The organism is Clostridium sp. (assembly GCF_030532265.1).
Taxonomy (GTDB): domain Bacteria; phylum Bacillota; class Clostridia; order Clostridiales; family Clostridiaceae; genus Clostridium.
The window spans coordinates 1-5386 of the sequence record NZ_JAUNLM010000086.1 but is presented as its reverse complement, the minus strand read 5'-3'; the positions used below and the strand labels follow the sequence as shown (position 1 = coordinate 5386).

Annotated in this window: 4 protein-coding genes; 2 read left to right on the top strand and 2 right to left on the bottom strand. The window is 26.8% G+C overall.

Annotated features, from left to right (window positions below):
* Positions 1 to 115 precede the first annotated feature (115 nt).
* The gene (gene mobV / locus Q4E08_RS11395; RefSeq protein WP_303131057.1) at positions 116 to 1330 is read left to right on the top strand and encodes a MobV family relaxase; all 1215 of its coding nucleotides are present in this window, start codon (positions 116 to 118) and stop codon (positions 1328 to 1330) included.
* Positions 1331 to 1381: 51 nt separating this feature from the next.
* Here mobV (Q4E08_RS11395) and Q4E08_RS11390 read toward each other — a convergent pair whose 3' ends face one another.
* Positions 1382 to 2353: a DUF2806 domain-containing protein gene (locus Q4E08_RS11390; RefSeq protein ID WP_303131055.1), complete on the bottom strand. Its 972-nt coding sequence runs from the start codon at positions 2351 to 2353 to the stop codon at positions 1382 to 1384.
* A 1148-nt stretch (positions 2354 to 3501) separates the two neighbouring features.
* Between Q4E08_RS11390 and mobV (Q4E08_RS11385) the strand changes: the two genes are divergently transcribed.
* Positions 3502 to 4710 (top strand): MobV family relaxase, encoded by a 1209-nt coding sequence (gene mobV, locus Q4E08_RS11385; RefSeq protein ID WP_303131054.1) that lies wholly within the window; start codon positions 3502 to 3504, stop codon positions 4708 to 4710.
* Between the two features lie 285 nt (positions 4711 to 4995).
* On the opposite strand, the gene Q4E08_RS11380 is transcribed toward mobV (Q4E08_RS11385), so the two are convergent.
* A partial coding sequence (locus Q4E08_RS11380; protein WP_303131053.1) for a hypothetical protein occupies positions 4996 to 5386 on the bottom strand: 391 nt, incomplete at its 5' end.

Genomic DNA, 5386 nt, shown 5'->3' with positions numbered 1-5386 from the left:
GAATGCCTTCGGCAGAGGGGCTTGCCCCTTAGCTCCCTGCAAGGGCGAACTCTTTACGTAGTAAAGTATAGTGAGTTATACTTTATATATACGATTGTTAGTCATAGGAGGGTTTATGAGTTATTTAGTTTTTCATTTAGAGAAATATAAAAATGGTAATGTAGCTGGATTACAAAGACACAACCAAAGAGAAAATAAAAGCTATAGTAATAATGATATTGATATTAATAAAAGTTCTTTTAATTATGATTTAGTTAATGAGCAGCCTATTTCTTTCAATAAAAAAATAAAAAATATAATTGATACTAAAAGAAAATCGGATAGAGCATTGAGAAAGGATGCAGTAGTTTATTGTGAATGTATTATATCTTCAGATAATGATTTCTTCAAAAATTTAGAATTAGAAGAGCAAAAAAGATTTTTTGATGTTAGTCTTAAATTCTTAGAAAATAGGATTGGTAAGGATAATCTTGTATCAGCTACCGTACATTTAGATGAAACTACTCCCCATATGCACTTTGGCTTTGTTCCTATGAATACTGATGGTTCATTGTCTGCTAAAAAAATGGTTAATAGAAGTTTTTTAAGAGAAATTCAAGAAAACTTACCATATACATTAAAAAAACATGGCTTTGATATTGAAAGAGGAGAAAAAGATTCAAAGGTAAAACATTTAGACCAAAAGGTTTATAAATCTAATCTAAACAAGGAAATTAAGCGTTTAGAGTATTTGAATTTTGAAATAGATAAAATTAATTTAGAAAAAAAAGAAGCTTTATTAGGTGGCGTTAGATTAACTCATGAAGAGTTTGATACTTTGAAAGACCTAGCTAAATCTTTTGTTTTAAACAAAGATAGACTTGAAAAATTAGATTATTTAGAAAACAATCTAAAGGATCAGGAGAAAACTTTATTTTTAAAGCATAAAAATTTAGAAAGATTAGAGAGTAAATTCAACAATTTATATAAAAAACAATTAAATATTAATAGAGATTTCGAGAACTTAGAAAAAGAAAATAGTATTTTATCTTATAAGGCTAGAAAGTTTGACAACTTAGAAAAAGAAAATATTTCACTAAAGCAAGAAATTAATCTTCTTAATCAAAAGCTAAAGGAGAAATCTAAACAACTTGATTCCGCTAATTCTATTTTAGATTCTAAAAATCAATATATTGATATTATAAATTCTATAATTGAATCTAATAATGATATTGGAGTGATATTCAATAATGAACTTGATAAATGCTTTGAAAAACTTTTTAGCCAAGAACAAGAAGCGAAATTAGAGTTTGAAAATAATAAATCCAATAGTAAATGTATGTCTTTGTAATTAAAAATTTTAATATTTCAACTTTAAATAAAAAATATAATAGAGATACGTTTAATGTATCTCTATCATATTTTTTGGGTTATATGAAAAATCATTTTTATTTAAATCTACAATGTAACTTGAAACATTTCCTTGTTTTTTAAAATAGTAATGTACATCTTTAGGAAAAGATAAATAAAATTCCTTTTCAATAATAGTGCTTATTTCTTGACCTATTGTTGTTAATGTGTATACTGGGAAATAAATTTTGTTATTAGAATTATTTTTAATTAATATTAATTTATCGCAATATATAAGAGGACATTCAGTATTTGGATGTATATTAAATCCAAGTAAAGAATTAACTAAATTCAACTCTTCTAATAGTTGCATATCTTCTAGAGTAATATTATATTTTTTTAAAAAGTCTGAATCATTAATAGCTATTAGCTTTTTGTTCCTTCCTGGGAAGCAACATATTTTTACGAATAAAGAAAATAATTTAGCTTCTTTACTAGATAAATTTTTTAGTGTTTCTAAAGTTCTTAAACTATAGGAATTTGGTTTTTCTATTTCATCTGCTAATATTTTAGACCATAAATTTTGCATTTCCTCAGTAGTTATATCCTCTGTAATTTTAAAAAATCTAGTTATCCAATCATTATCTAATGGTTTTTCTGAAACACTTTCTTTAGTTTCAAGAATTTCTGCTGTGTTTTTGATTATTTTTGACTGATTTTCTAATTTCTTAGCTTCTTTTTCAAGTATAGAATTTAATACTATTTTTTCAGGTTCATTTGTTAAGTGTATTTTAGTTCCATTTCTTTCAATAGTAATTTCTGCCTTGTTATTCTTTAAAGTTTCTTGCATAACACTTAATTCATAAGCATTTGCATCAGCAATTTTTCTTATAAAAAATGGTGCGGCACATTTTCCTAATGTTTTATTTATAATATCAAATAGTTTTTCTAGTGGTTTACTAAGACCAGTTAAGTCACCAATATTAAATAAAGTTTTTTCTTCTTTAGATTTATCATCTGACATAAAATTCCCCCCCTAATTTATATAATACTAAAATTTAAGGAGTTTATCGACTATTAAATTAATTTAATAATGTGAGCATTGGGGAAATTTAGAAGATAGAAGTGTAAATTTTAATATATAAGAAAAAATTTATAAAAAGTTAAAATTAATAGTTTACATAATATAAAAAAAAGCGTAAAATTAAGACATAAAATTTCCAATTTTTTTTATATATTCTCAATTAGAATTGGAAATTAAAATTAAAAAATCGCATAGAAAAAAGCACTAAAAATTTAGTGCTAAATTTTCAACTTCGGTTCAATTAATTGTCGCCAAACAATTGATTGTAACTCAAGGTATTGGAAGTACCAAGAAGCTAAGGACAAGCCCAACCGAAAATTCATATCCAATTGATATACATTTAGTATATTAAAATGATAATAAATTTTCAAGAGGTTTCAGTAATTTTGTTTACATAATTACATGATTACAATAGAAATTCTAAGCTTAGGTATTTAATACCTAAGCTTTTTTTATATTTAATAAGGTCGCATATCACCTATATGGTATGTAGTGGGACAAGCCATAAAACCACTTAAAAGAAGATGACAGGTGAGTTCAGCCAATGCAGAAAGTGAACCTCCACACAGTAGTCCTAGTCCTTATCTTTAGGCGTGTGGGTTTGAGCGTGACGACAACGTAAAGGTCGGGTGTGGGAGTTCTAGGAGCATAGGTGCTCGGGAACTATTAGCAGATTAGCATTAGGATAGAACCATAATGTAGAAAGCTAGTAGGTGTTTACACGTAACAGATAAGGTGCAGACGATGAGCGACCGAGGTATACGGTTCAGTAATTTAAATGCAGTTATTTCCTTACTGCTAGACTTTATTTATTGTCTGGTGGTAAGGGAATAACTGCGTCTAATTTCACTTCCCTTAGTGCCGGTTCAGTATAGCTTGACTTGATGTCAAGCTTTTTTGTAGACCAACTGGAACTGTAATGTAACATAGTGGAATTGCAGTGGAAGGCGGTAGCTACTGGGTGAATGCCTTCGGCAGAGGGGCTTGCCCCTTAGCTCCCTGCAAGGGCGAACTCTTTGCGTAGCAAAGTATAGTGAGTTATACTTATAGGATATTAGATTATAAGTATAACATTGGGAGGTATCTTCATGAGTTATTTAGTTTTTCATTTAAGTAAATATAAAAGTTCTAATATTGTCGGTTTACAACGACATAATCAAAGAGACAATAAAAATTATAGTAATCATGATATTGATACTACTTTGAGTAATTTAAATTTTGATTTAGTTAACTCTGAAAAGATTTCTTTTACTAAAAAAGTTAAATATATTATCGATACTAAAAAAACTACTCAAAGGGCTATTAGAAAAGATGCTGTAACTTATTGTGAATGTATAATATCTTCAGATAATGATTTTTTTAGAAAGTTAGATATTAAGGAGCAACAAAGATTTTTTGAAGTAAGCTTAAAGTTTTTAGAAAATAGAATTGGCAAAGATAATATTATTTCTGCTAATGTTCACCTTGATGAAACTACTCCTCATATGCACCTTGGTTTTGTCCCTATGAATTTAGACGGCTCTTTGTCTGCTAAAAAGATGGTCAATAGAAATTTTTTAAGAGAAATTCAAGAAAATTTACCTTATACTCTTCAGAAAAATGGATTTGATATTCAAAGGGGTGAAAAAGACAATAATGTTAAACATCTTGACCAAAAAATATATAAATCTAATTTAAATAAGGAAATTAAGCGTTTAGAGGCGTTAAATTTAAAAATAGGTGAAATTACTCTTGAAAAAAAAGAAAGCCTTCTAGGGGGCTTTAAATTGACTAGAGAGGAATTTCAAAATTTAAAAGACCTTGCTAAATCTTTTTTGCTTAATAAAGACAAGTTATTAGAGTTAGAAAAATTAGAGCAGGATTTAAAAGATCAGCAAAAATCACTATACATAAAACATAAGAATTTAGAACGTTTAGAAAATAAAACTAATAATCTATATAAAAAGCAATTAACTCTTAATCATAACTTTGAGGAATTAGAAAAAGAAAACCAAATATTATCTTCCAAAGCTAGAAAGGCTGATAATTTAGAAGTGGAAAACCATTCTTTAAAGCAAGAAATTATTCTTCTTAATCAAAAATTAAAGAAAAAATCTAATGATTTAGATTCTGCTAATTCAATTATAGATTCTCTTGAAGATTATAACAAAGCTGTAGATTCAGTAGTCAATTCTAATGAACAACTTAAAGAATTCTTTCATTCGAAGATAAATAAATACTACGATGATTTGTTCGAGAAAGAGAAGGAACAAGAACTAGAAAATAGAAAAGCTAAGAGTAAAGGTATGTCTTTGTAAAAAAAGTTTAATTTATTTAAAACATAAAATAAAAAAATAAAGCACTTCATAAAAAAAAGAAAATAAAAGACTTGGATCTGAAATAAATAAAGTTAATGAAATTCTTAGGAGCATGAGCAGAGAGTCTCAAATTGAATTTTTTAAAGTAAAAAAAGAAATTGAAAAAGAAAATATAGAGATTGAAAAAGAGAAAAATAAATCATATGGAATGAATTTGTAAAAGTACAATAATATAAAAAAGAACTTGATTAAGTAAATTTCTATCAAGTTCTTTTTTATATTATTTTAATGACGATGTATAAGACCAAATGGAGGTCTATAAAGAGGATCCTTTAAATTTTTCACTGCATTTTTTATATCTTGAGTTGCTTTGTCGAAATCAGCAAATAAAGACCATTCATAAGTTAATGTATGTTTTCCAAGAGTAATCGCATCTTTTAGGTTATCTATTGAATCAGGTGTATAAAGATTTTCATTTATAGCTTCATCAAATTCTATTTCTTTTTCCAATGATGCTTTTTTTTCTTCTTTTAACTTTGATATTTTATCATACCAGTCATCTGGAAGATAGATAGGCATATGATGATAGTTTGATCCTTCATGTGCTTCTTGATATGTTTTTTGTAAAATTGTAAGTACATCAGCTCTAGATTCTGAAAAAGAAAGATCTTTTATT

Bases quoted from the DNA above. Each gene is read 5' to 3' on its own strand.
- Q4E08_RS11390 (WP_303131055.1), bottom strand. From the start codon at position 2,353: ATGTCAGATGATAAATCTAAAGAAGAAAAAACTTTATTTAATATTGGT.
- mobV (WP_303131057.1), top strand. From the start codon at position 116: ATGAGTTATTTAGTTTTTCATTTAGAGAAATATAAAAATGGTAATGTA.
- mobV (WP_303131054.1), top strand. From the start codon at position 3,502: ATGAGTTATTTAGTTTTTCATTTAAGTAAATATAAAAGTTCTAATATT.